Source organism: Shewanella sp. 1180_01, assembly GCF_052850535.1.
On sequence record NZ_VXCT01000012.1, the window covers coordinates 61761 to 86058 of the forward strand.

Sequence of the window (24298 nt, forward strand, 5' to 3'; positions counted from 1 at the left end):
GCTTTTATGTCTGTTTCGAACTTTTTTTAGCTATATATCACTCTTGTGCATAAGCCCATTAACGCTTTCAAGGAGCCTGATATGTCAACAAAACCTATGCACACCTGTACAACCATTCGACCTGTGACGCTATGGCCACCATCGGATGACGTCATCCTCGCCTCTGCCGCCAATATCATTGCCGAACGCTATGTAAAGAAGGACGCCTACACCAACCCTCAAGCCACTAAGGATTTTTTAACTTACAAACTAGCCAGTTATGAGCGGGAGGTGTTTGCGGTGATGCTGCTCGATAATCAGCATCAATTACTCGAGTTTAAAGAGTTATTCTTTGGCACTTTAGATGCTGCCAGTGTTTATCCCCGAGAAGTGGTTAAGGCGGTGTTGGCCGTCAATGCGGCAGCGGTGATTTTTGCCCATAACCATCCATCCGGCGAATCTGAGCCTTCATCTGCAGATAAGAACATCACTAAACGGTTAACCGATGCACTAGCCCTTATCGATGTGCGTGTGCTCGACCATATTGTGGTTGGCCGCATTCCAGTTTCCTTTGCTGAACGCGGTTTACTCTAGCCTGCGTTTAAACCTGCCACGCCAATTCAAGGAGCCCATTATGATTGAATTTACCGACAGCTTTTCACAGGCCTGTGTCGCCGAGGCCTGCGCCGCTTTTCCTGAACTGCGTAACCGTTTGGCGATTGAACTGATCTTGCCGATGTTTGTGCGCCCACTTAATGCCATGGGCCAAGTGATTGGCAAGCCAGTTGTGGCACCACACCGCGAGCTACATAAAACCGTATTATTTGTTTTTCACCGTGATGTGGTTGAGCACTTGCCCAAGGAGATCAGCTTTTGCCGCTATGTTTGCCCCTGTGACAGTTATGGTGTGCCAATAGGTGAATGGCAGCGGGTGATCAACGGCGTGTACTTTAACCATGGCAATAATGAACAGCCCAATTGGAGTGTGCATACCTAAAAACGATTACCTGCCCGATATCCAGTCCGCTAGCCAGTTGTACTCGCCTAGGTATTTATCACCGCTCTTGCTAGTCCGCTAACAAGCATCCAACTCCCTGAGTTTCATCGTTCAACCATTGAGGTCACTATGACAACCCTAAAACTTTTTGATATTGAGCACGCCTGGGGCCTGCCCCGTAAAGTGTCCCCCCGCTTTGGTGCGAGGCTGATTTTACGCGATCTGCATTTGGATTATCTCCATGACCGCGCAAGCTTTGTCGGTGAATTTCCACCAGCAATTAAACAACAATTTGTCGAGGCGTTTCCCTCCATGGTTAAACAGCTTGAACGGCTGGTGGCCACCGGCGAGATTGATGCCACCAAGCAGCACTGCGTAACCATTGAGTACCATGACTTTACCTGTGAGGCCGATACATTAGGCAGCCATGGTTATTTGTATATTGCTGTCTATCAAACCGCTGACAAACCACTACCCGCATTAACACACAGCCCTTCGATAACCTTGTAACACCAAAGCGCATCCTAAATACCTCATCACGCTCCATCAGACTCGTTTCACGCAATTTTTACCCCACCAGCAAACACAGCAAGAGCCCAGGAGTTTTAGCTCCTAGGCTCTTGCGTGTGCGCGTAAATCAAAGAAGGAATATCCCATGAAGTTAATCATTAACCGTAACCAACTGCCATTAATGCCTAATCGTTTTTACCAAGTCATTGAAAAGGAACTGGCTGACGTCGATCCAAAAGATGCCAATGCGATCACGCTCAATTTTAGAGATCCAGATTACAGCGCCGAAGATGGTGGCTTTCATCCTGTCGAAGTCCGGCTTGAGAAACAGCAAGAGCACTGGCGTTTAGTCTACGTCACCGACTTTGCTTTTCGCGGTCATCCCTTCCCTGAACTCGTCAAAGACATCGATATCTGCTTTAACAGTAAGCAGGTCTATAGCTTGTTTAGTGGCTGGATTGGTGAGCGGGAATGCAAAGCATTAATCGATTTATTTACCCAAAACTTTGCCGCTTATTTCGATATGGGCGTTTACAAGGTGAAGGTTAGTTTGGATTAACCCACTTAGCCAAATGAAGTTCCCAGAATCCTAAAACGGGAACACTCAAACCCTTGCCCCATGCGGCTCTCAACAACGCAAGTGCCCAAAAACACGCTATAGCAAAAAAGAGGAACATGACCATGCCTGAAGTTCAAGCCGTTAAAGATCAAGACACCGTTAAGCTTATCAGCTACCTACTGGAAAGACAGTTTAGCCAGCAACTGGCCGATGTGTGGAATATCGGCCTTAATCTCGCCCTGCGGATCTCCGACTTACTGTCGATTAAGTTCAGCGATATCCAGGGCGATAGACTCATCATTAAGGAGTCCAAAACCGGCAAAATCGCCAACATCAAACTCAACTCAAAAACGCTAGAACGGATACAGCGTATTGCGCTCGAACATCCTAACCATATCTACCTGTTTCAGTCCTACCGTAATCAACGGGCGAAGCACATCAAACCCGCGCCTTTGTCACGGCGCTATATTTGCCGCGCACTGACGATGATTGGTGAAGAGCTTAAAATTGCCTTAGGCACCCACTCGATGCGCAAAACCCGTGGCTATCTGCTGTATCAACAAACCAAAGATATTGGCCGAGTAATGAAGATGCTCAGACACAGCGCCGAAGAAACCACCCTGCGGTATATCGGTATTGAGCAAGACGATATCGATAAGGACTTTGTCGAGCTGGAAATCTAACCCGCGCTTATCACTACTGGATAGCGCCTCATTTAAAATCCTCACACAGCCAACGGACTATCAACGCGAACACCTGCAACTAACCTCAGTCTGCATGGCGAAATAGCACGTCGCAATGATAGAACCTTGGCTAAGGAAACATTCATGCAAGTATTACAACCTGGCGATCATCTCGTCACCAATATCGATCCTCTTGGTTTAACCGAACACCATGGCCTCTATGTGGGCCATGGCAATGTGATTCACTTATCTAAGCAGGGCATCATCGAAGAAATAGATCTGCAGCGATTTGCTGGTGGCCATAGTGTCAGAGTGAAAAAGTCCACGCTGTTTCCTCATCAAGCCATTGAGCTTGCACGCAGTCAACTGGGTTATACCTCATACGGCGTTGCCACCAACAATTGTGAGCAGTTCGTCAACGAATGCTTAGAAGGGAGCAGCAGCTCCAATCAAGTCAGTAATCTCACTCACGTTGTCCTGCAAGGCTCTGCTAGAGCAGGCTTACTGGGGAGCACCGCGTCGAAGCTGGCCACGGGAACCGTCGCAAACGTCGTGCTAGCCTCTACCGCAGTAAAAATGACTGGCGAATACCTAGGGCTACCCGACAACCTCAACACGCTCCTAGGGACGCCAGGAGATCTTGTTGCTAAGCCTGCAGAATGCTTACTAAAAGGCACTGCGCAAACCCTCAGTGACAGTTACGATTGCTTAAGCCAAGGAGAAATAACTGATGCTGGGATCAAGCTTGTCACCGGCAGTGTAGAAACTGGCTTAAACACGGTTTTGACAGCAGCTGAGGTAGGGGTTAATGGGGTAAAAGCTGGCGCTGAGCTGATATCCAATGCATGGCATTGGCTAAGGTCATAAGTATTGAAGTCAACTCTTTAACAACGAAGCGGCCTTCAAGCCGCTATCGTTGACACACTTAAGGACCAATAAAGCTCTGGTCCCACAGCAAACACCTTTATTTTTTTAGTTTAAACCTTAAGACGCTAATCACTCTGTCACCACGCTTAAATACGGCTACAACCGAATGAACGTGTTCTATCGCCATAATGTTTGGTCTCTAGCTTGGCAAAATAGCTCAAGCGGAAGAAAGCACTCGCAAAGGTTTGAGGATAATTGTTGGCATTACGTTTGATATAGTAAACTGGCGTATCCTCAGGGAAATGCACTAAATGCCGCGTACTGTAATCATCGAGCCCTAAAGCACTGGCCCAGGCCTCAACAATCTTAGTACTCAGGTTTTGACCAAACCGATTAAAATCTCCTAAATGGCTATAGGCATCATTATTAAGGAAAATTACTACATGATAATGGTCTGTATCTGCACAAGCTCGCTCCTTTGCCCATATATAGCGCAGAGTGCAAGGATGAACACGCTTACCTTTGCGTCCCTTGATAAGTCTATCATGTTGGATTTTAGCGTTCAGAGATTTAAAGAACTTGGTTATCACCGTTGAATCATACACTACAGGTGAATCACGAAAATTGAGCTGTGGTAAATGTAAATCAAACCTCACCATAAAGGTTCTTGGGTGGTCAATAATAGCAGCCTGCATTGTCTCCAATATTATGTCTAAGTACACAGCACTTAAAGGTCTAGAGTTAACCTTTAAGCCTTGATACTGGGCATTGCTGATAACGGTAAGATTAGTGTTAGAAGTTGACATGCTGCGATTCCATATTGGTTATTGTTCATAACCTAAATGGTCCGTGTAAACTTTAACTTTGAAGTTACTAATTAAACGTTAATCACCTGAGGAGGTATCTTCTCAGTGTTAGATGGATAGCCATGTGTAGAGTCAACTCAGGTGTAGTAAATGTAACCAATAATGGAAGATAGTAATAACAAACAGACAAACCATCTCCCTTGAGGGCATGTGAACTATAGGAAGAATTAATACATGACCCTAGTCTATCTCAGTGTTTTCTAGTTCCATTTCACTCGAAGATTAAATCACAGTAAAAGCCTTACCCGTGATGTTGTCGAATCCAAATAGATGACCATTCGAATGGCTTTATCACCCTACAAGCAAAATCTAGCCGCTATGGGAATACCTCAATTTTTTCAACTTGCACAACACAAGGGTGCTTTAACTTAGAATCAGTGGTGAGGATTTTTTCACCATAAACAGCACAGTTTTTAAGTTGTTTACTAGACGTTACACATAGTGTCAATGCAGTGAATACAAGACCCTGCTCTTGGCGGGAATTGTTATCTTCTTGTTCAAACAGAGATCTCCCCTCATCTTTAATCTTAGATTGATCTTCTGACTCCCAAAAAATTGCACGCATCTGCTGCTTTGGTATATGCCACAGTAGATTGATAGCCCCTCCAGAAATGCTACGAAATCTATTAAGTTGCTTACCAAGCAGAGTAATTTTATCCGCGATTTCACGGCTCATCATTTCAAATGTGAACTCTCTTAGTAGTGAAAGATCACTACTAGACTTACTTATGTCATCGCTGTCAGAAGTAGTTGAAGCGAACATGGCCAGATTAAAACCCTTGTCTAATTCAGATCGTACTCGTTGTTCCAAACCTTTATAATTACATATATCGGCAGTAGTTAACTCTTGTGATAGCGAACAGACTGTTAACATACAAAAGTGGTGTGTATACGCATAGAGCTTCTTATTAGTAAAAATTTTCGATAAATTAAAATACTGCTCATCAGTAAGCTCCGAATTTTGAGGTGCAAACTTTCGCAAGGCACGGAACTTCCTAGAGCGGCGTTGATATATGGAAAACTTATTTAAGAAATCAAACTGTCTAAAGAAGCCAAATGGTAACGACACACCTAATCGCACTGATTGCCCGATATAAGTTTTAGTGCGCATCTGAAAAATTGCAGGTAAGCGAGTGAATAAATCAGTACGACTAACCTCCCTAGCAAGCATACAAACACCGTCTGTGCGTTTTATCGCTTGGATGCTTAGCTTAAATTCTTTATCCGACATACCTAACATTTTTTTTAGTTCTGTCTCGCTGTACCCGACGACATACCCAAACCTATCGGATAATAAGACCAAAGCAGCCCAAAGCAATCTAAACTCTTGTCGTGGTAACGTAGTGTTCTTATCAAGAAGTGCATGAATAAATTCATTTTTGAATAGACACTCACCAATTAATTCACTCCATCCGCGCCAAGCTGCACCAGTTAAAAAATACTCAAATCGAGGACCTAACACACCACCTCGCTTCAGATAACGATTAGGATATTTATCCACATAGCCTTCCTGAACTAGATATATCAGTGCACTCTTTACCCGCCTTTCAGTTAACCCGAAAGTCTGAGCCAATTGTTTAGGTTCCATTGGAGCGAGTAAAGGGTCAATGTTATACGCCTTTTTCGAAAATTCGATTGATGCAGCCCACCGGAGAAGTAGTAACTTTGCATCAGAAGTAGCATTTTTCATTGAGTGCAGTAAGTTCAATTAAGTATCCTAAAAATCAGCTTTAAAGCCTTTAAAATTACCATAATGGCGGTACGCACAACAGTATTGCACACATGTTACATTACATGTAATATGAAAAATCAAAAATTACTGATGAGGTATTACCAATGAGTGACCTAAATGCCAGAGCCGCAGCAGAGCTATTTGAATTTATTGAAGTTAATAGCACATTCAACCTCGTTTGGGAAATTGCATATTTAAAAAGAAATGAGATTAGGTTTAATCCGCCCGAAACTACAGTAAACGCAAACGATTTTATAATATTGTTAGGATACGAATTAGTACGCCAAGGCTATAGCCTTTCAAAAGCAAAAGAACTTGCTCGAAAAATGAGAAACGCATGGCGCGTCAAAAATTGCCGTAAAAACAACGAAACAGTATCGCTTTCGATTAGCATCGAACGGTCAGTATCAGAGCGGTTAACGCAGATGTGCAAAGGAGAAAAAAAGGCTGAGATTATATCGAAGCTGATAAATGGCAACTACCAAAGTTACATAGCCGAAAAGCGTGAATTAGCAAAGCAGAAGGCAGAACAAAAAGAGCGTTTAATGATGCAAAAAGAAAAGCATAAATTTAACCGAATAATGACACCTTCTCGTGCATGTAATCATCAGTCTCCATGTGCAGAACTTGCAAAACAATTGAATATTAACAAAGAACTTACAGACGGAATCTCGAAGCTTCACGAATTGACGAACAAAAAAAATGAACAAAGTAAATAACCGTCATTACAGTTACATCGAGCATAATCATTACTAGTTGAATAAATGTCCTAGCACTCGACTTTAGTAACACCAAACGTAACACCAACTAAAATCAAATTACTAAAAACATAACAATATCAAAAAACTAAACTACCAATTCAGATGACGCCGCCCCACCAATTTTACCAGAAGGGCTTAACCGCAAGGTTAAGCCCTTTTTGTTTGCTCTGCTCATGGAACGCGGTTTGAGATTTTATTTTCACAATTAAGCTTTGCTAGCTCGGATGGTTTGAGATTTTCTAGCTTGGGTAGTTTGAGAATGAGATATATAACTCAGATCACCAGCTTGGACTTGACCACCTAAGACATACGCATTGCTGCTAACGATTGGCTCCGCCTATACAAGATAACCACTAAATCCTATTAAAAACGACAAAAATCAGTACGAGAAGAGTAATACTGCAAGTGCGATTGAAATCGAAATAGAAATTAAACCAATGATTAAATGTATATATCTAGATAGGAATTTGTTTTCAATGGCTTCTTCAGGGCAATTGATTGGAACACATAAACTGATCTTGTCACCGATTTGAGGTCCAAACCGAGTGTAAGCTTGTTCGTCATAATTAATCAGAGTTCCTCTTGTATAACGCTTTCCTTGCCAAAAATACTCTACAACCGGATTAATGAAAACTTGTTGGTACTTGAAGTACTCATGATCTGGGCTGTATCTGGTATTTTCATCCAGTGAAATAATAGTCCCTTCAACGATATCGTATGTTAAAAATTGATCCTCTCTAAATCTCAATATTCCACCAATTCCGATGAGACCAAGGGTAAATGAGAACCAAGAGAATAAAATATGTCCTCCTATATCCTCAAAGATAAATGCAGCGATGATCACGGAAGGAATAGACAAGATAAAAACAAAAAACAACATCAATCTCTTCATATAACACCCAAAAAACAATTCAAAAAGGTCAAACCATACTAAAAATAGAAAGAGCAGATCATATTAAGTGCCTTTAAAATAAAGACTTAATATTAATATAAAAGACTTATTTCTACATGCTAAAACGCTAACTGACGGTGAAACGATAAACATGATTAACTTAACACCGCGACACAAACTCCTATAAAACAAATTAACGTTTCTTACCGCCCAGAGCGCGCTTTTTAGCACGTTGTTTTTGAGCCGCTTTGCCGTTACGCCTTGGTTCGGTGTCCATTTTATTAAAGTCGGGTTCAAAGCCGGGTAACCATTGTTGTGGTAAACGCTTGTCCAATACGACTTCGACTTCTTCCAGTAATAGAGCATCCTCTTGGCTAAAAAGGGTGATCGCAAGCCCTGCACAGCCCGCTCGGCCTGTGCGGCCAATACGATGAATATAATCCTGCGCGATAAAAGGCAGCTCAAAGTTAATCACATACTTGAGTTCAACGATATCTAGGCCTCGGGCAGCAACATCCGTGGCCACTAGCACTTGAATCTTGCCTTGTTTAAATTCCTGCAAGACTTTCTCGCGCCCACCTTGGGATAAGTCACCGTGAAACGCCTGAGTAATAATATCGGCTTTATTGAGTTGCTGAACCAGTTTGTCGACGCCTTGCTTAGTGCGGCTAAAAATCAGCACTTGGTGCCAGTTTTTACTGCGCACTAGATGGCTGACGAGTTCGGTTTTACGGTCGGCGTCGACGGCATAAACCACTTGCTCAATTTCGGCAGCGGTCGTATTGCGCTTGGCAACTTCAATCAACTTGGGATCGCGCAGTAAAGTTTTACTTAAGCTGAAGATGGCGGCATCTAAGGTGGCAGAAAATAACAGTGTTTGTCTGTCACTCGGCACTTGCTTGAGCACGGCTTGAATTTCATCCATAAAGCCCATGTCGAGCATACGGTCGGCTTCATCAAACACAAGCACGCTCAATTGCTTAAGACTCAATGCGCCTTGCCTGAGGTGATCGAGTAAGCGACCCGGTGTTGCGATTAACACATCTATCCCAGCATTAAACACAGCGACCTGCGCATCGATACTCACGCCGCCGTAGGCGATACCGACACGGATATCTGTCCCTTTAGCGTACTTAACAAAACTCTGCTGTACCTGCACCGCCAGTTCACGTGTCGGCACTAAGACTAATGCGCATACGGGTCTTGCCGCTGTTAGCTCTTGCGCGGGGCTGAGTGCCAACAAATGATGCAAGATGGGTAAGGCGAACGCCGCGGTTTTGCCTGTACCCGTTTGGGCGCCAGCCATCACATCCCGTTTGGTCAAGATGGCGGGAATCGCTTCTAGCTGGATGGGCGTTGGCGACTCATAGCCAAGACTCGCTAAGGTATTCACTAAGGTGGAGTTTAAGGATAAGGCACTAAAGGACATTGCAGTTAACCACTAAAAATAATGGCCAGAATTTTAGCAGACACAAACCCAAGCGACTAGCGCCATAGCGCTAGCCCTGTGGTTCTATCGGGTGAAACTAAATTAATTTCAGGATAGTTAGCCTTACCATAAGTCAGTCTCGCAATACGCCAGCATCACGATAGAAATGCGTCGAGATCTTCTGGTAGTTGCGGACGACTAAAGAGATAACCTTGGGCTTGATCGCACTGATTTTGTTGCAGAAAATCGGCTTGTTCTTTGGTTTCCACTCCTTCGGCGATAATGTCGAGCTTCAACGCATGTCCAAGCGCAATCACAGCTTTAGCAATCGCAGTATTGTTAGTGTCGAAGGGAATATCCCGCACGAAGGATTGGTCAATCTTCAGCTTATGGATGGGTAGTTTTTTCAAATAATTCAGCGATGAATAACCGGTTCCAAAGTCATCGACAGATAATTCGATGCCCAGATCGCCAAGTAACTTTAAGTCACGGATAGCAAGATCGGGATTTTGCATCATCACACTTTCGGTCACTTCAAGCTCTAAGTGTTTGGCGGGCAAACCCGTTTCAGCTAAGACACGTTTTACATCATCCACAAAGGAGCTGCGCTGTAACTGCTGTCCGGCCACGTTCACTGCAATGCGGCCAAAGTGTTTGCCTTCACTAAGCCAACGCATGCCCTGACGACAGGCGGTTTCTAACACCCATAAACCTATCTCATGGATAAGACCAATTTTTTCCGCCACGGGTATAAATACCGCGGGCGAAATTAAACCCAGTTGAGGATCGTGCCAACGCAGCAGCGCTTCAAATCCCACGGTTTTTCGAGTCACTAAGTCGAGTTTTGGCTGATACATCAAGTACAAAGCATTTTGCTCAATCGCGCCATAGAGGGCACTTTGCAGCTTAAGATGTTCAAAAGATTGCTGCGTTAAGGACTCAGTATAAAAAGCGTAATTATTGCGGCCATCATTTTTTGCACGATACATGGCCGCATCGGCGTTACGCAGTAAAGTGTCCGCATCGGCTCCATCACTTGGATACAAAGACACGCCCATGCTCGCGGTCAAACGCAAGTGGTCGCCCGTGCTCACAATAAAAGGTTGTTCAAACACTTGGCGCAATTGATTAATGGCAACCGTGGCATCTTCGTTATTGTCGATCCCCGAAATTAACGCCACAAACTCATCGCCACCAATCCGTGATAACACATCCTGATCGCCTACTTGGCTGCGTAAACGCTTGGCAAGCTCGACCAGCATTTCATCACCTATGCTATGGCCAAAACTGTCGTTGATATGCTTAAACAAATCGACATCTATCATCACAGTCGCTAACTGCAAATTCAGCCGCTTAGCTTGCCGTACTTCTTGTTTGAGCTGCATCATAAACTTCATGCGATTAGGCAAATGCGTTAGCGGGTCGAAATACGCTAAGTGCGTAAGCTGCGCTTCATTCTCTTTTTGGGCAGAAATATCGGCAAACACAGCGACAAAATAACGCACATCACCGACTTCGTCATAAATCGTACTTATGGTGATATTTTGCGGGAAAATAGTGCCGTTTTTACGCCGATTCCAAATTTCACCATTCCACTTACCGTTAGCCAACAGGGCATTCCACAGTTTGTCGAAGAATGCTTTATCATGGCGACCCGAGCTAAAAATCCGTGGATTCTGACCGAGCAGCTCTTCCCTCACATAACCTGTGATCTCAAAAAATGCGCCATTTACGTCGGTGATATTGCCGTGTCTGTCGGTCACAACCACGCCTTCGACCGAGTTTTTAAACACATTGGTCGCCAGTGTCAGTTGTTCTTCAACCGCTTTATGCTTAGAAATATTGCGAGTCATACCGATAACGCCTACAAACTCTCCTTGGGGATTTAAGGTTGGGAGTTTGAGCGTTTCTAACCAAAGATGATTTTTAGCTTCATTGCCGTCTAAACACTCAGCGACAATAATAGGCATGCCAGACTCGATAGCGAGCCTATCACCCTCTAGAAAAATATTCGCAATTTCAGCACCAAAGAGTTCGACATCGGATTTACCGACAATCTCGCTGCGCGGCATTTCCCATGCTTTCTCGACGCTGCGATTACAGAGTGTGTAAATGCCAGCGGCATTTTTCATCCAAATATGTTCTTCAAAACTATCGATAAAGGTTTGTAAATCGACCGCATCGACACAGCTTGGCGCACCTCGGCTTAATGTTTGAGCTGCACTGTGCTGGCTCAATATCTCGCCTAACTGGCGTTGAATGCTATCGCTAATAAGCTTTACCAGCTGCAGCGTTTTCGAATCTACGCCATGCGCCTCGTTATGATAGAAACATAAAAAGCCAAAATTTGCCCCAGATGGCCAAGCGAGGGATAAACAAATCACACTGCCGATTGCGCTACAAGTGCGCCAATCTGAGTGCTGCCGAGTATCTATGATCAATTGGGACTGACTGACTAGCTCAGTTAACTCTGACACAGATAATAACGAGGTGATTTGATGGTGACCTAATCGCGGCAATACCGAAATCGGCTCGGTTGAGCTGACCAACTGTTCTTGGGCTAATTGGGCATCAACGGAAGTTTCAAACGTATCGGACGGATTGAAAGTGAGTTCTGATGTCGTCGCTTTTGATGGCGTGGCTGTTGATGGAGTGGCTTTGGACTGTGTAGCGGTTGATGACGTATTAGCTGATAATGTTGCGATAGGCAGGGTTTTCGCCGAATGATTGCCACTTAACTGACAGAGTATTGCCTGTATTTCGCTTTCAGCCGCAGAATCTGAACTTAACATACTGCTAAGTTCACCCGCAGCATTCCATGCTATTAATATTGCTTTACTGTTTGATATCTCGGCGACTAAGTTAACGTCCCTCAACCAGTTATCCAGCTCTTGCTGCGAAATAGGTACATCTATCATCATCTTGCCAACTAATACTTAGTTACTACTCAATCGACCCACGGCGAGAATACCGTAAGACCCCAAACGCATGCTCACATTAGCCCCAGAGGGAAAGCGTTAACCAAGGGGTAAAACTTCATAACATTTTACTTTTAACATCAATCCACTACATCTCAATTGGCGCGAGTCTTAGATCGCAAACCGTCCTCATCATAACCACCTTTTAAGGCTGGAGAGGTCAAACCATCAAGGTTAAAGAGATGTTTCTAGCCGACTCTTTCTAGACTACTTTAACGTGTCCTTACACAGTTAAGCACTGCTGACATAGACTTTGCTACTTTAGCACAAAATTTTCGAGTCAGTATTGGGATAAGTTTATTGCGTAACAATTAGTTAGACTTAACCGATTAAGCCTGACCGCAGTGCTACAGCACTTAATTAGCAGCAGATAACTATCCCTAAAGGCATAAATCAGCAATAACAGAGTTTTGATTGACAAAAATGCTATCTTATTGTCTACAATGGAAATAATAAGGCTGAAAAACCAAGGATATTTATGCCCACTGACGTCGTATCAAGCCAAGCCACCCTACTCGACAGTAAACAACTGTATCGCATTTGCGAACTCGACCAATTAAGCACAGATTGCCAGTCCACAGCCGAGCTCACTCCACTTGATGATATTGTCGGCCAAGAACGTGCCCAGCAAGCGGTAGAGTTTGCGATGGGGATTAAAGAAAAGGGTTATAACATCTACGCCATCGGCCAGAACGGCCTTGGCAAACGCACTATGATGCTGCGCTATTTAAGCCGTCACGAGCCAAGCGATCATACGCTGTACGACTGGTGTTACGTGGTTAATTTCGATGATACCCGTTGCCCTAAAGTGCTCAAACTGAGCGCGGGGACTGGGCTTGAATTTAAAAAAGCCGTCGAAAAATTAATGCTAAAACTTGTCAAAGCTTTGCCTTTAGCCTTTGATAATGAAATGTATTATGCCCGCACCGAAAAGCTCAAAAGCCAGCTATCACAGAAACAAGAAGTCGCACTCACAGAATTAACCGAAGAAGCAAAACAAAAAGGTATCAGCCTCAGCTTGACTATGCAGGGCGACTATCAAATGTTAGCCCTCAATGGTGAAGAGCCCCACGACGAAGCCTCATTCGAAGCCTTGACCGATGCTGAACGCAGCCAATTTGAAAGCAATATCAATGGCCTAGAAGTCAAACTGCGCGGGATTATTCGCCAAATCACAGAATGGGAAGAAGAATTTAGCGACAAGCAGCAAGAGCATGACGAGCAAGTCGCCAAAGAAGTGTTAATCCATTTTATTAAGCCACTTAAAGATAAGTTCAAGCATCAGCCAGAAGCGCGCACTTTCTTAACTGGTATGCAGGCGGATATCTTAGATAATCTGGATATTTTCTTAGAAGAAAGCGAAGAGCAATTGGGCCTAGCCTACGCTTCCCTAGAAAAGAAAATGCCCCGTCGCTATCAAGTTAACGTTTTGGTCGGCCAAGGCACTCAAAAATTCCCCATAGTCGTCGAAGAAAGCCCGAGTTATCACAGCCTATTTGGCTATGTGGAGAACGCCACATTTAGAGGCACAGTGTTCACCGACTTCTCGCTTATCCGGCCCGGCAGCCTGCACAAGGCGAATGGCGGCGTGTTATTGATGGATGCCGTTAAAGTATTAGAGCGCCCTTACGTGTGGGACGGACTAAAGCGCGCCCTGCGTTCACGAAAACTGGATTTAAGCTCACTCGAACGGGAAGTGTCTCTATCGGGTACGATTTCCTTGGCGCCCGAGCCTATCCCCTTAGATGTGAAAATCATCCTGTTTGGCGATCATGAAACCTATCAGCTGCTGCAGCACTATGATCCTGACTTTAGCGAGCTATTTCGCGTTACCGCCGATTTTGAAGATGTGATGGACAGAACCGCCGCCTCTGAGGCGCACTATGCCCGCTTTATTTCGAGCATAGTCCACGACAACAACAACATGCTGCACTGCGATCGCGCCGCCATAGCGCGCATCATCGAATACAGCTCGCGGGAAGCCGAAGATCAGCAAAAACTGTCGCTACACTCGGCCAATATTGCCAATCTACTGCGGGAATCAAACTACTGCGCTAAATCGGCAGGCAGTCAGCAAATTTTAGTGCCGCACGTTGAGCAAGCACTGCGAAATCAAGAACAAAGGGTCTCGCGTCTGCATGACAACATAATGCAGAGCTTTACCAACGGCACCACCTTGATTAGCACTCAGGGCAAAGTGGTTGGGCAAATCAATGCCTTATCCGTCATCTCGACCTCTGATCATCAGTTTGGTATGCCCAATCGCATCACAGCAACCACTGCCTTTGGTAAAGGTGAAGTGATGGATATCGAACACAGAGTCAAACTAGGGGGGCGAATTCACTCTAAGGGCGTGTTGATCTTAACCGCTTATTTAGCCTCAGTGTTAGGTAAAACAGCGCAAATCCCGCTCACCACTTACCTCACCTTCGAGCAATCTTACAGCGGCGTGGACGGCGATAGCGCCTCAATGGCCGAATGTTGCGCCATTATCTCGGCCATTAGCGAGCAAGCACTAAGGCAAGATATTGCCATTACAGGTTCGATGAACCAGTTTGGTGAGGCTCAGCCCATTGGCGGTGTGAATGAGAAAATTGAAGGCTTCTTTGATGTCTGCAAAATCAAAGGCCGTACGTCAGATCAAGGGGTGATTATTCCTGCTTCGAACATGGCTAACCTTATGCTACGTAAAGACATTGTCGATGCCGTGGCGCAAGGTGAGTTCCATATTTGGGCCATTACCCATGTAACGCAAGCCATGGAGTTACTGCTTGGTAAAACCGCAGGTAGCTTGTCGCAAACGGCCGCACCTAGCCAAGGGCAATATTCTCCCGAGAGCATTTTCGGCATCGCCCAGCAAAAGCTCACCGCACTCAGGTCATTAATTAAAGCGGATTAAGTCTAGGACGAGAGAGACAAACAAAAAGGGTTATCCAATGCTAACCCTTTCTTTATTCAGCTATTAAGTGAAATTACACTAAGCTTGCTAGCATTTCGTCGCTGTAAGGCACAAGTTCAACGCCATCACGCACACGAGCGACATAGTCAGGGTTAGCAATGAATGGACGACCGATAGCAATCAAATCGAACTTATTCGCTGCAATCGCTTCACTGGCCGTTTCAGCGCTGTAGCTTCCCACTCCCACTAAGGTTTTGCCATAGTGTGCGCGCACATAGCTTGAAGCTCTGCCGCCAAGATAGTCAAATTCCATACTGTCATCGAAAATCCCAATATGCACAAAGGCGATATCGCGCGACTCTAGTTCCGGCAAGAAGTAATCGAACACTTCGCGGTCACGGCTATCGGCCGCCATATTGAAATAAGCCCCAGGTGAAATCCGCAGACCGGTTCTGTCTTTGCCGATACGAGCCACAACAGCGTCGACAACTTCAAGCGCAAAACGGGACATATTGGCAGGAGTGCCACCATATTCATCGGTGCGGCGATTGCTGTCATGATGTAAGAAAGTATCAATTAAATAACCATTTGCACCGTGGATTTCAACACCATCAAAGCCAGCTTCAATGGCATTTTCCGCCGCTTTGGCGTAATCACGCACTAGGCCTTGAATATCCTCGAGTGTGGCGGGTTTTGGCGTAACATAAGTTAGCTCACGCATTCTTGGCACGCTGCCTTCAATCTTCTGGGCTGATGCTGCAAGCACATCGCCACCACCGAAAAAGTGTGGATGAGCAACACGGCCCGTATGCCATAACTGCACAAAAATCTTACCGCCTTTGGCATGTACTGCATCGGTCACTTTACGCCAGCCAGCAATTTGCGCTTGAGTAAAAATACCTGGGGTATTTGGGTAACCTTGGGCATCGGGACGAATAATCGTCGCCTCTGTGATGATCAAACCCGCTTCGGCGCGGCGTGCATAATAGGCAACCATGTCATCGGTTGGCACTAAGTCGGCATCGGCCATACAACGGGTCAAAGGCGCCATTAAGAAACGATTGTTTAAGGTAATAGTGTCATTAAGCGAGTAGGTTTCGAACAGATTTGCCAAGGAATTTGGCGTGGTTTGTGTGGTCATTTTCTCAGTCCCATTCTTGAATATGCATTCAAGATATTATTATTTGAACGATCATTCAAGTTAATTTTTGAATGTTCGTTCAAAATTAGGTAGAATTCGGCCTAAGCGTTTCTATACAAGTGAATTAAATTCGATGCGTAATGCTGAGTTCGACCGAGAACAGGTACTTCGCGGCGCGATGGCCGCCTTCATGCACAAGGGTTACACCAAAACAAGCATGCAAGATCTAACTCAAGCCACGGGATTACATCCGGGGTCGATTTACTGCGCTTTTACCAATAAACGCGGATTACTAATCGCGGCCATTGAGCAATATCAACTCGACAGAAATACGCAGTTCAACAGCCTGTTCGTTAATAGCGAAAATGTACTAACTAACTTAAAAACTTATTTAGATCATATTGTTGCAGAATGCCTAAGTTGTGATAGCGCCCAAGCTTGTTTATTGACGAAGGCATTAAATGAAGTGGCTGAGCAAGATGTTGAGATTAGAGATATCATCAATCAGTATCTGCAATCTTGGCAGCAAGCGCTAACGCAGCAGTTTACCAGCGCAGCCGAGCAAGGACTGCTAGAAGGTCATCGCAGCGACGAGCAAAGAGCCCAATATTTTATGATGGGAATTTATGGTTTAAGAACCTTCGCCCACACCCATCCAAATGCCGAAACCCTGCAGCATCTTGCCGATCGATTGCTGACTGAGGTATGCCATTAAAGGCATTTTAATCTGTTCAGTGACGAATCTCTGGGCGACAAAATCGACAGTGGCTAATGAATGCAGATGTATGGCTGGTAATCGCTCAGATGTTGTTGAGTGTTGAGTTATTGAGGATCGGAAATTAAGTTTGACGTTATGGAAGGTGATGTTATTCAAGTCGATATAAGCGTCACTATCTCCTTGAATTCAAGCCGATAAAGCGCAGTAAATACGTTCTGTACATTATTAAATAAGATTAAAAGAAGTATTGCAGAGAAAGTCGAGACGCTAATTCAACAAGGCGATTATGCGTCCCAAAGGTGAGTATTTTTTGACATGTTAATCTATTGAATGTTAATTTTTTAATTATAACCTTTTGAAATTATAAGCTAATTTCAACCTATGTTAGCCTGAGCAAATACCCGCTCGCCCAATGAGTTCAGTATCTTACATTCACCTTCAAGTACGGCAATGATCGATTTTCCCTTACGAAAACTTGCTGGTATCATCACACGCCCAGCTTCACTCACAGGCAAATTAGCTAGCACAGAATTGTGCATAATTAACCCTACGGGCGCGTCATAATATAAAACAGTAACAGTGGCTTGATTTGCTTGCATCACATTTAACTCACATTAAGCAGCGTCTGCTGCGTTATATTTACGTCGCAAGAGAGCTCCCTGTCCTCTACATCTTAAAATATCCCCAAAGATATTTTAACCATTTTTAAATCAACTAATTAAGGTCTTATTCACATTTTATATTTTTATTATGGCGTACAGAACTGTATCAAACTGTGCACCTTGGGCTATTTAAGCACTTCAGCAAAAAGATGCCAATCTATTTCTATTATGTTAATCAATTACCCACCACGGATCACAAGTACAACACATGACAAGGTGCGTTTTTATGCATTTATTAGAGCAAATAACCTAAATTTGATTATCTAATATTTACTTAGCCTTAAATCCCACTCTAAATCCGCCCCAATGTTTACCATTCACAAAAATGGGCACAGACAAGTCGTGCATCACTTCGCCCGTATCCCGTTTGTAGGTTTGCAGTAATACAGGCTCAGTATGAGCGCCGCAGCGGATCCCTGTCGGATCATTAAACAAGCGTTTGGTTCGATTATGCACCATATCGACTTCGACCTTGCCCGTCAGCGCTTGGCTAAAGCGTTTATTATGGGTCGGGAAATAACCTTTTTTATCAACGGCTCCCGCATAAATGATTTCGCTGTGTTTTGCCAGAATGGGTTCTTGAATCGTTGGAAAATGCTGATCGGTATAACGATCGAAAGCTGTGCTGTATTTCTGCGGCTGAGTATTCGCAATAGGTTGATATTTAGGATTAAACAAATCCGCCTCGCTAAAACTGCCGCTAGCTAGACCTTGTGCCAATTTGTCACCGCACGCTTTAGCGGCCACATTGGCCAATTGCAAAACCTGCTGATCGAAGGTTTGTGTATCCAACTTAGACAGCGCTTTAAAAATGCCCTCGGTGGTCAAGGATAGAGTAAAGGCCTGCTCGGATACGCTATGACTCTGTTTACCCGTCGAATTTAACGAATCACGGATTTGAGTCACCGAGCGGCTAATGTCATTAGTGGTGTTGTTATATTGTTTGAGCGAATCTTCCATATCACCTAACGCATGGGCCGATTGAGTCACAGAGGCCGAAATCTCAGTGAAATGCGCGTCTAACTCGCCCATAGCCGCGACCACATCGGCGGTTTGCGTTACGACCCTTTCCATCAGCCCAGAGGTTTTATCGGTTTCGCTGCGGATTTCTAATAGCATCTTGCCGATATCTTGGGTCGCACCTGCGGTTTTACCCGCAAGGCTGCGAACTTCGTCTGCGACAACCGCAAAACCTCGGCCCTGCTCTCCCGCACGAGCCGCTTCGATGGCCGCATTTAACGCCAACAGATTCGTTTGTTCGGCAACGGAGTTAATCACTTCAGTGATTTTTTGGATTTCTTCGGCTCGCGACTTAAGCGCCTGTACTTGCTCGGCGGCGGTATCAATATCCGTACTCAGGGAGCGAATAGCCGCCACACCTTTTTGGGCTTGGCTACGCCCCTGCACACTAACGCGCTCGGCCTCTTGTGCCTGACCTAAAATATCGGCGGCATTATCGCCAAGTTGGGCCGTGGTATGACTCAATTGCCCCGCGGCAACGGCAATAGCGCTGGCATGCTCGCCATTTGATTCAATGGATTTATTCAGTAAATCAATAAAATGCGACACTTCTGCCGAACCGATAGCAATTTTACTGGTTTGCACACTGATATCATGAGCAGGAAGGCTTTGATCTTTTAATGCCTTAGCATTTGCCTCATCGGTATCGAGCTTAGCCCTAGTTGCGCGCAAACACACCGACACCACTAAGCCAGAGGTGATTGCCCCCAAGATCAGCGCCTGCACAATGCTCGGAAGATGCAGCCCCGCAAGCAATAAACTCCCCAGAGTGACCAGCGTGAAACTGATGAAAATTAAAACTTTGTGCTGTATTTCCATATACTTCCCGTAACTGCGCAAGGTAAAAATGAAAGGGAAATGCTAAGAGTCGAATCATTCGCCCTCGTTCAGCTGCAATCAATTACAGCTGCTATCGATTACAACTGACTAGGGAGGACTCACTATGATAACGCTCAAGATTTATAGTTTTAGTCTATTTCTCTGAATAAGCTAGATAATTTATCCAGCTAGATAAACAAAGTAGCAGTTAACTATCATCAACAGTCTCACGTGTGTATGGCATTAGACATTAGTATTAATTTCGCGTGATTTAGTCTTAGTCCATCCTCAAGATTACCCTACCTGAAAAAGCCAACTTTGCCCTGAAATGCGTGCCCCGTCGCCTTCTCGGTAATAAATCCCACATGGACGACTGCACTTATGCCAAGAAAACTGCTAATATCGGCGCAATTTTTTTGAGCTAACGAGATCAAGATGGGCAGAGCATATCAAAACAAGAAAGAATCCATGGCGAAAACAGCCGGTCAAAAAACCCGCATTTATTCACGCTACGGTAAAGAGATTTACGTTGTCGCTAAACAAGGCGGCGTTGAGCCAGATGGAAACTTATCACTGCGTCGCTTGATTGAACGCGCTAAGAAAGACCAAGTGCCTGCGCATGTTATTGAACGCGCAATTGAAAAAGCCAAAGGCGGCGGTGGTGAAGATTACGATACCGCCCGTTACGAAGGTTTTGGTCCTGGCAACTGCATGGTCATTGTTGACTGCTTAACCGATAACGTAAAACGAACCTTCACCGAAGTGCGTCAAGCCTTCGTGAAAAACGATGCCAAACTCGGCGGCCCAGGCACTGTTGGCCACATGTTTGATCATCAAGCCGTGTTCGTGTTTGCCGGTGATGACGAAGATGCGATTTTAGAACTGCTGATGATGGCTGACGTTGATGTGAGCGATGTTGAGCTGGAAGATGGCTTAATCACAGTTTATGCGCCGCACACTGAGTACTTTAAAGTTAAAACTGCACTGACCGAAGCGATGCCAGAAGTTAACTTCGAATTCGATAACATTACCTTCGTACCGCAGGACATGACTAAGGTTGAAGGTGAAGATGTGGCCATGTTTGAAAAGTTTATCGCCGCTTTAGAAGATTGTGACGACGTACAAAACGTCTATCACAATGCGGAAATTGAAGACTAAACACTGCTTTCGCCTGAAATAAAACGCAGCCCTTGGCTGCGTTTTTTGTTTATAGGTCAATATATTAAGCGTTAATGAAACAACCGTGAAATCCTAACGGCAATACCCTGTTCATCTGAGCCGAAGCAATGGGTCCCGCACTGATGTCACTGGCACGAAACAAAGACAAGCCAGATTGTGCATTGTGGTAATCGAGCCAAGTCATCAACAAATAGGCTTCATGCTGCTCAGTGGCGGGGATATAGAGCGGCTCTTCGGCAATCTTGCCTTTGCCAAGATAAAACGCGCTATAGCTCGCGTCGCCAAGTTCATCCGTACCGTGCTGGCTGCTGTCTTTTGCATTATGAATACAATACAGAGTATTACTCAGTCCTGATTCAGATTCGGCTTCATAGTTAAAGTTAGAACCAGAACTAGCAGCAGAATCTGATCTTGCTCCAACGCCAAATAACGGGACAAACTCCGAAGCTCCACCCGTTCTCTCTGCAAGCTTTTCGGCATTGCTCGTTTGCTGTGCAGACTCTTTGTTACTCATAGTGTGCTGCGCAAACTGGGGAAACTCCATCATCACGCCGCTGCGGTTAATACGTGCAGAGGGAGATAACGTCCCCGCAAACTGCGTTTTGCTAGCTGCTGTAAGTGGTGCCGTCAGCGGTACTGTGATCGTCACTAACTCGGCATGGGGTGTTTTTGCTTTACGGGCGCCCGTCAGTAACCCCTTCATCCCTTGCGTTAAAATCGCCGAATTGGGATAGAGACAAAGCTGGACTGACAGTTCGCCATTCTTCTCAATGGCTTGGCCAAAGTGAAACACAAATCCTGCGGGCAGTTGGTGTAACTGGCGCGCTTTAAAGTCGGCTTTGTCGATAACCAGTAATTGCGATGGCAATTCGGGTCGCCATTTAAAGGCATCGATATAAGTTTCGCCCTCTTCATACACGCAAGATGAAATATAAAACACTAGCTTATTCTCACTCTGCGCAAAGGCATGTAAATAACTCGCCTGTGGTAATTCAATCACTTCCATTCTGGCAATGCTGTCATCGGCTGCCACTTGATACACAAGTAATTGCTTCTCGCCGCCGACATACCAGACGCCAAAATTCCACAACCCACCTTGTCCATCATCGAGTGGATGGGCGGAAAAGGGTAAGCCCTTAAACTTGTCGCCAAAGCTTTTAACGCCGAGCGTGGTTAAGGTCCGCGCATCGAGTCGATAGGGTGAACCCGCTTCCCACAAGGCAAGCAACTCGCCGTGGCGCGGTAATAAACTGGTGTTAGCCACATTCAAGTCATCGTTATTGCGAATGGGTAAAGCATTGGGGATCACTGTGCCTGCGGTGGTGTACTTAAATGCGCCAGCGGCTTCTTCCACTTTAAACTTCTTTGTTTGGATAAACTTAGCCTGATGCTGAATTTGCCCATTGGCCACACTAAACTGCTGCACCATGCCATCGCCATCGAACCAATGCTGATATGACTTACCTGCCCGAGACATTTTTGCAGGCCCATTACGATATAGATTGCCGCTCAATTGCGCTGGCCACTCGCCCGAAACCTGCATAGTGAGAGACTGATAGTCGCCTTCCGCCCCGCTAAAACCTATGGCCCATGGCTCACGGGCGACCGCTTGTGCGTTATCCAGTGCCAGTAATTTATCCACTGAACTCGCCCAAACAGCAGTCGTCATTAGGGCGGCAGAGCCTGCTAGAAATTGACGTCTATCCATGGTGCAGCCCTCCCTTAGCGAATATGTATCGTGATTTGCGCATCGGCCTGCAAACTAAAGCTGGCGTCTTTAAAGCTCGCAGGCCCAAAACTGCCGGCGTTATTGCTGAAGCCATAGCCTTCACTCGGCACACCTAACATATTGGTATCTAAGCTGTGATTACCGTTTTCATCGTGAAAGACCTTGACCGCATATTGACCATCGGCGAGATCGCTAAATACCAGCCTATGCTCTGTCTTAGTGACGGGCTTTATCATAGATGCGCTGGGATTGTGGCCTGCGGCGTAATCCTCGGCATTGGCATAAAGCTCAACCATTAAGGCGCCGGTTTGTACTTGAATATTATCGATATCCACAGTCAGGGTATGTGCTTGGATCTCTGCGGACATGGTTCCTGCCGACAAGAGCAAGCAAGCTAAGCCTGCGCCCCAAATCGCTGATAACGTCCTTTTGGTCATATTTGCTCGGCGAATCAGAGTTGTTGTCATCGTTAAGTTCACGTGTTTCATATCTTACTCCTGTTATTTGCGCTGATAAGTAACTGCGATGGAGTTAGCTTAAAAAATCACAGGACTAAAAACAGGTGCCAAAAGTCATGAAACAAGATTTTAACAAGATGACTTTTGGCATAGTGACATCTGACGCTGATACCTTAGAATGGTCGGCAGAATTGGATTAAGGAATCGTCATTCGTGCTAGAAAATCGATTAGCAAAAGAAGAGAGCATGTTAATTGCCGCAGGAGTGCTCACTTGGGCATTAGTGGCTTGGGTTGGGATAAACCAAGCCGCATTGCATACATGGCAAGGCATGCTCAATGCCACGCTTTATGGGCTGTATTTAGTGCAATTTATACTGATAGCTACCGATAAAGTTGCGCATAACAATATTCTGTTTCGTCGCCTTGCCACACTAGCAATGCCGTTGATCGTGTTGAGCTTATTGCTCACGGCAAACCATGCATTGCTGCCGATCCTCTTCGTTATTTGGGCGTCACTATTGCCTGAGTTCTTTAATCGCCGCCAAGCCATTTTACAGCTGCTGCTAGCCAACATGGTTTATTACGCGCTGCTGCAATGGCATGTGCATGAACAAAGCAATGTGTTCAATATTTTGATCTATCTTGGCTTTCAATTCTTTGCCTACAGCAGCAGCCAAGCAAGGCTTTCCGAGCGTAAATCACGTTTGATACAAGAACAGCTAAACCAACAGCTTATCGCCACTCGCGCCCTACTTAGCCAAGCCAGCGAACAGCAAGAAAGATTGCGGATCTCCCGCGATTTGCACGACATTCTCGGCCACCAGCTCACAGCACTCTCTCTGCAATTAGAAGTACTGAGCCATAAAGCGCCCGAAGAACTCAAACCTCAAGTTAACCAAAGTAAATCCTTAGCCAAAGAGCTACTTGAAAGTATTCGCGCCGTCGTCAGGGCTCAAAGAGTGCAAGTGGGATTGGATTTAGTCCCCCCTTTAGAGGCGCTGATGACCCGCTTACCCAGCGTCACTCTTACCTGCAAGACGATGAAACCACTTCAATCAGCCGAACTGACTCAAGCCCTGCTGTTAGTCCTGCAAGAAGGCATCAGCAACGCCGTGCGCCACGGCAAGGCGAATCAACTGCAACTGAGCATGGAAGACTCCCAAAGCGCACTGGTATTGCAACTGAGCGACAACGGTGTGGGGCTAACACGGGGAGCCGCGCGAAACGCATCAGCTAAAAGCGGTACAGGGCTAAACGGTACAGGACAGTTCGGCACAGGGCTTAGCGGCATGCAGGAAAGACTGCAGCCCTTTAATGGCAAGGTACAGCTAAGGGCGAATGACTCGGCGCCCGGCTGCCAACTCACCCTCACACTCCCTGCACTCGCTTAACTTTTTACTAAAAACGCTTTGGAATTTA

Annotated in this window: 21 protein-coding genes; 11 read left to right on the forward strand and 10 right to left on the reverse strand. The window is 45.3% G+C overall.

The genetic code is table 11. From position 1 onward, the window contains the following. The first annotated feature begins 81 nt into the window (after nucleotides 1-81). From radC to FW758_RS09150, 6 genes are all read left to right on the forward strand, one after another. Complete coding sequence (gene radC / locus FW758_RS09125) at nucleotides 82-573, forward strand: RadC family protein (protein WP_446445219.1); 492 nt, start codon at nucleotides 82-84, stop codon at nucleotides 571-573. Between the two features lie 40 nt (nucleotides 574-613). After that, a complete protein-coding gene (locus tag FW758_RS09130) occupies nucleotides 614-976 on the forward strand; it encodes a hypothetical protein (RefSeq protein ID WP_220732455.1) in 363 nt (120 codons plus the stop codon). Nucleotides 977-1105: 129 nt separating this feature from the next. Then, complete coding sequence (locus FW758_RS09135) at nucleotides 1106-1486, forward strand: type IV toxin-antitoxin system YeeU family antitoxin (protein WP_446445220.1); 381 nt, start codon at nucleotides 1106-1108, stop codon at nucleotides 1484-1486. Between the two features lie 145 nt (nucleotides 1487-1631). Beyond that, nucleotides 1632-2045, forward strand: coding sequence for a DUF2787 domain-containing protein (locus FW758_RS09140; RefSeq protein ID WP_446445221.1), 414 nt, complete (start codon nucleotides 1632-1634; stop codon nucleotides 2043-2045). Between the two features lie 122 nt (nucleotides 2046-2167). Beyond that, complete coding sequence (locus tag FW758_RS09145) at nucleotides 2168-2728, forward strand: tyrosine-type recombinase/integrase (RefSeq protein WP_253989340.1); 561 nt, start codon at nucleotides 2168-2170, stop codon at nucleotides 2726-2728. 144 nt (nucleotides 2729-2872) lie between these two features. Then, on the forward strand, nucleotides 2873-3595 hold the full coding sequence (locus tag FW758_RS09150) for a lecithin retinol acyltransferase family protein (RefSeq protein ID WP_446445222.1): 723 nt from the start codon (nucleotides 2873-2875) through the stop codon (nucleotides 3593-3595). A gap of 146 nt (nucleotides 3596-3741) precedes the next feature. Here the strand turns inward: FW758_RS09150 and FW758_RS09155 are convergent, their stop codons facing one another. Further along, a complete protein-coding gene (locus FW758_RS09155) occupies nucleotides 3742-4401 on the reverse strand; it encodes an inovirus Gp2 family protein (protein WP_446445223.1) in 660 nt (219 codons plus the stop codon). 376 nt (nucleotides 4402-4777) lie between these two features. Next, on the reverse strand, nucleotides 4778-6169 hold the full coding sequence (locus tag FW758_RS09160; protein WP_446445224.1) for a hypothetical protein: 1392 nt from the start codon (nucleotides 6167-6169) through the stop codon (nucleotides 4778-4780). Between the two features lie 128 nt (nucleotides 6170-6297). On the opposite strand from FW758_RS09160, the gene FW758_RS09165 reads away from it, so the two are divergent. Beyond that, complete coding sequence (locus FW758_RS09165; RefSeq protein ID WP_105249822.1) at nucleotides 6298-6912, forward strand: hypothetical protein; 615 nt, start codon at nucleotides 6298-6300, stop codon at nucleotides 6910-6912. 421 nt (nucleotides 6913-7333) lie between these two features. Here FW758_RS09165 and FW758_RS09170 read toward each other — a convergent pair whose 3' ends face one another. The 3 genes from FW758_RS09170 to FW758_RS09180 all read right to left on the reverse strand — a co-directional run bounded on the left by FW758_RS09170 (nucleotide 7334) and on the right by FW758_RS09180 (nucleotide 12196). Continuing rightward, complete coding sequence (locus tag FW758_RS09170) at nucleotides 7334-7846, reverse strand: hypothetical protein (protein ID WP_413489732.1); 513 nt, start codon at nucleotides 7844-7846, stop codon at nucleotides 7334-7336. A gap of 193 nt (nucleotides 7847-8039) precedes the next feature. Beyond that, nucleotides 8040-9275, reverse strand: a complete 1236-nt coding sequence (locus tag FW758_RS09175) for a DEAD/DEAH box helicase (protein ID WP_446445225.1) — start codon at nucleotides 9273-9275, stop codon at nucleotides 8040-8042. Between the two features lie 155 nt (nucleotides 9276-9430). Then, nucleotides 9431-12196 carry an EAL domain-containing protein gene (locus tag FW758_RS09180; protein ID WP_446445226.1) on the reverse strand — a complete coding sequence of 922 codons (2766 nt, stop codon included), beginning with the start codon at nucleotides 12194-12196 and terminating at the stop codon, nucleotides 9431-9433. A 535-nt stretch (nucleotides 12197-12731) separates the two neighbouring features. Here FW758_RS09180 and FW758_RS09185 point away from each other — a divergent pair. Continuing rightward, entirely contained in the window at nucleotides 12732-15152 is a 2421-nt protein-coding gene (locus FW758_RS09185) for a Lon protease family protein (RefSeq protein ID WP_446445227.1), read from the forward strand. Nucleotides 15153-15225: 73 nt separating this feature from the next. On the opposite strand, the gene FW758_RS09190 is transcribed toward FW758_RS09185, so the two are convergent. Continuing rightward, nucleotides 15226-16293 (reverse strand): alkene reductase, encoded by a 1068-nt coding sequence (locus FW758_RS09190; protein ID WP_012588232.1) that lies wholly within the window; start codon nucleotides 16291-16293, stop codon nucleotides 15226-15228. Nucleotides 16294-16426: 133 nt separating this feature from the next. Here FW758_RS09190 and FW758_RS09195 point away from each other — a divergent pair, with 133 nt between their 5' ends. Further along, a complete protein-coding gene (locus FW758_RS09195; RefSeq protein ID WP_115335217.1) occupies nucleotides 16427-17008 on the forward strand; it encodes a TetR/AcrR family transcriptional regulator in 582 nt (193 codons plus the stop codon). A 377-nt stretch (nucleotides 17009-17385) separates the two neighbouring features. On the opposite strand, the gene FW758_RS09200 is transcribed toward FW758_RS09195, so the two are convergent. After that, nucleotides 17386-17610 carry a TIGR02922 family protein gene (locus FW758_RS09200; RefSeq protein ID WP_006080825.1) on the reverse strand — a complete coding sequence of 75 codons (225 nt, stop codon included), beginning with the start codon at nucleotides 17608-17610 and terminating at the stop codon, nucleotides 17386-17388. A gap of 333 nt (nucleotides 17611-17943) precedes the next feature. Continuing rightward, on the reverse strand, nucleotides 17944-19512 hold the full coding sequence (locus tag FW758_RS09205) for a methyl-accepting chemotaxis protein (protein ID WP_446445228.1): 1569 nt from the start codon (nucleotides 19510-19512) through the stop codon (nucleotides 17944-17946). A gap of 435 nt (nucleotides 19513-19947) precedes the next feature. Between FW758_RS09205 and FW758_RS09210 the strand changes: the two genes are divergently transcribed. Further along, nucleotides 19948-20670: a YebC/PmpR family DNA-binding transcriptional regulator gene (locus tag FW758_RS09210; RefSeq protein ID WP_006085103.1), complete on the forward strand. Its 723-nt coding sequence runs from the start codon at nucleotides 19948-19950 to the stop codon at nucleotides 20668-20670. Between the two features lie 64 nt (nucleotides 20671-20734). On the opposite strand, the gene FW758_RS09215 is transcribed toward FW758_RS09210, so the two are convergent. After that, the gene (locus tag FW758_RS09215) at nucleotides 20735-22399 is read right to left on the reverse strand and encodes a carotenoid oxygenase family protein (RefSeq protein WP_446445229.1); all 1665 of its coding nucleotides are present in this window, start codon (nucleotides 22397-22399) and stop codon (nucleotides 20735-20737) included. Between the two features lie 14 nt (nucleotides 22400-22413). Further along, entirely contained in the window at nucleotides 22414-22908 is a 495-nt protein-coding gene (locus tag FW758_RS09220; protein ID WP_446445230.1) for a DUF2141 domain-containing protein, read from the reverse strand. Nucleotides 22909-23091: 183 nt separating this feature from the next. On the opposite strand from FW758_RS09220, the gene FW758_RS09225 reads away from it, so the two are divergent. Further along, nucleotides 23092-24270, forward strand: a complete 1179-nt coding sequence (locus tag FW758_RS09225) for a sensor histidine kinase (protein ID WP_446445231.1) — start codon at nucleotides 23092-23094, stop codon at nucleotides 24268-24270. Nucleotides 24271-24298 lie beyond the last annotated feature (28 nt).